The following is a 2,944-nucleotide window of genomic DNA, read 5'->3' on the forward strand; positions in this document are numbered from 1 at the left end:
CCGCCCTCGCCGCCCGGGCGGGCGTGCGCGGACCCGGGGTGGGTCTGATGACGGCCGCCGACGTCTCGGCGTACGCGCACGCGCGTGACGGGGGCGCGGAGGCGTTCGTCACCGCGGGCGTGGACGTGCGCGGCTGGGCGGCGCGGCCCGGTGAGGGCGCGGCGGGCGCCCCGGACCCGGGCACGATCAACGTCGTGGTGGCCGTGCCGGCCGCGCTGACGGACGCGGCCCTGGTGAACGCGGTCGCCACCGCCACGGAGGCGAAGGTCCAGGCGCTGGTGGAGAGCGGCCTCGACTGCTCCGGCACACCGACCGACGCGGTGTGCGTGGTCGCGGGCTCCCCCGGCCCCGGCCGGGAGGCGCACGCGTTCGCCGGGCCCCGGTCGCTGTGGGGGGCGCGGCTGGCGCGGGCCGTGCACCGGGCGGTACGGGACGCCGTGAGACATGAAACACCTGGTCCGGGGTACTGAGCCGGTCATGGACCGCCTCGCCGACCAGGCAGGTTGCTTCGCGGGCACGGATGGGGGAGCGTTGCCACCGTACCTGCCGACACCGACGAGAGAGGGGGTGGGTGCGCGGCGCGCACCTCCTTCGTGATTTCTTCCCCCGGTTCCAGCGCCGATCCGTGCGATACGTGCGACGGGTCCGTCCCCACGTGGGACGACGCGCCCTGCCCTGTTCTGGTGCTGGACTCCCGCGGCCGGATCGCCGGCCGCAACCGCGCCGCCCGCCGCCTCACCGCGTCCTCCCCCGCCGCCGACGTACCGCCGTCGTGGCTGGCCGAGGCGCACCGGCGTCATGCCGCGGGACCGCTCGACCCGACGGCGGGCACGCCGGCCGGGCTCTTCGGCGACCGCTCCTACGAGGCCCGGCCCTCGCCCCTTCCCGACGGCCGGGTGGCCTGGTGGCTGTCCGACCGCACCGACCTCGTACGGGCCCACGAGACCGTGCGGGAGACCCGTGAGCGGGCCGACGCCACCTCCGACCTCTTCAGCACGCTGCTGTCCTCCCTGAACGTGCCGCGCTGCGCGGAGGTCGCCGCCCGGATGGCGTCCGACCACCTCGCCGAGGCCGCGGTGCTGATCACCCCGCCCGCCGGGCACCGGTACGCCGTCACGCACGCCCTGCGCGGGCGGCGCGTGGTGCAGGAGACCCGGCAGATCGACCCGCTCACCGTGCCCGGGCTCGACGAGGCGCTGCGCGGCTTCCCGCCGGTGCCGGCCCGCTGGATCAACCCGGGCGCCGTCCCGGACTGGGTGGTCCCCGAGGGCTTCTCCGGTCCTGTCGGGTCGGTGCTGGTGACGCCGCTGCCCGGGCACGGGGTGCCGGCGGGCGCGCTGATCCTGCTGCGCTCGGCCACCGAGAAGGGGTTCTCGCCGGAGGAGGAGGTGTTCGCCCGGCTGTTCGCCTCCCGCGCGGGCACCGCGCTGTCGGCGGCGCGCCTGTACAGCGAGCAGACGGCCATCACCGGCACCCTGATGCGGGAGCTGCTGCCGCCGCCGCTGAGCCGTGTGCACGGCGTGGACTACGCCGGCCGCTACCGCACCGCCCTGGACCACGAGCGGGTAGGCGGCGACTTCTACGACGTCCACCCCGGCCCGGACGCGTCCGCCGAGACGTTCGTGGCGCTGGGCGACGTGGCCGGCAAGGGACTGGACGCGGCGGTCCTCACCGGGAAAATCCGCAACACGCTGCACGCGCTGCTGCCGCTCGCCGCCGACCACCTGAAGGTGCTGCGGCTGCTGAACGGCGCCCTGCTCACCTCCCACCACGCCCGGTTCGCCACGCTGGTGCTCGCCTCGGTGAAGCGCCAGGACGACGGTGCGGTACGGCTGCGGCTCACCGGTGCCGGGCATCTGCCGCCGCTGGTGGTGCGCGCGGACGGCCGGGTCGAGGAGATGCCCACGCGAGGCACCCTCGTGGGCGCGCTGCCCGAGGTCACCGCGCGCACCGTGGAGACGGTCCTCGCCCCCGGCGACTCCTGTCTGCTCTACACCGACGGCATCACCGAGGCCCGCGGCGGCCCCCTGGGCGACGAGATGTTCGGCGAGGAGCGGCTGCGGTCGGCCCTCGAAGGGTGCGGCGGCATGCCGGGCGAGGCCATGGTGGAACACGTACAGATGCTGGCCGCGCAGTGGCTGGAGCCGGGGAGCCGGCACGACGACATGGCCGTCGTGGCCATCGGCGCTCCGCGCAACGGTCCCGCCGCGGACGGCCGGGCGCCGGCCGTTGCCGGCGGACGAGCACGGAGGCGGGCATGAGCGGACCCCGGGCCTCGGCCGGCGAGCTGGGCGAGGCGCTGTGGAAGGCCGTGATCGACGGCGACGAGTACGACGCCGTCGACGTGGTCGACGGCGCCCTGGCGCAGGGCTGGCAGGAGGAGGACCTGCTGCTGGACGTGGTCGCGGCGGTGCAGGCGAGGATCGGCCTCGAGTGGGCCGCCGACCGCATCACCGTCGCTCAGGAGCACGCGGCGACGGCGATCAACGAGCGGGTGATCACCGCCCTGGTGCACCACCGCTCCGGCACCCGCCCCACCGCCGTCCGCGGCCGGGTCACGGTGAGCTGCGTCGACGGCGAGTGGCACGCCTTCCCGGCGCGGCTGGTCGCCGAGACGCTGCGGCTGCGCGGCTGGCAGGTCGACTACCTCGGCGCCCAGACGCCGACCCCGCACCTGGTCGCGCACCAGCACCACACCAACTCCGACGCCGTGCTGCTCTCCGGTTCGATCCCCACGCATCTGCCGCGAGCGCACACCGCGATCACCGCCTGCCGGTCCGTGGGCGTGCCGGTGGTGGTGGGCGGCCGGGCGTTCGGCGCGGACGGGCGGTACGCGCGTGCCCTGGGCGCCGACGCGTGGGCCCCGGACGCGCGGGGCGCGGCGGCCGTGCTCGAGGCGGGGCTGGCGCGGCCGACGGGTGTCCGGCAGGCCGTCGACGACCTG

Annotated in this window: 3 protein-coding genes; all 3 read left to right on the forward strand. The window is 76.3% G+C overall.

Annotated features, from left to right (window positions below):
* Nucleotides 1-470: adenosylcobinamide amidohydrolase (locus CCN29_RS32835; RefSeq protein ID WP_442538631.1), on the forward strand; the 470-nt coding region annotated here is incomplete at its 5' end.
* A gap of 213 nt (nucleotides 471-683) precedes the next feature.
* On the forward strand, nucleotides 684-2,261 hold the full coding sequence (locus tag CCN29_RS32840) for a PP2C family protein-serine/threonine phosphatase (protein ID WP_086686151.1): 1,578 nt from the start codon (nucleotides 684-686) through the stop codon (nucleotides 2,259-2,261).
* The coding region (locus CCN29_RS32845; protein ID WP_442538632.1) for a cobalamin B12-binding domain-containing protein at nucleotides 2,258-2,944 on the forward strand (687 nt) is incomplete at its 3' end. The genes CCN29_RS32840 and CCN29_RS32845, both read left to right, overlap by 4 nt.

The sequence above is a fragment of the Streptomyces pseudogriseolus genome, from assembly GCA_002154585.1.
Taxonomy (GTDB): domain Bacteria; phylum Actinomycetota; class Actinomycetes; order Streptomycetales; family Streptomycetaceae; genus Streptomyces; species Streptomyces pseudogriseolus.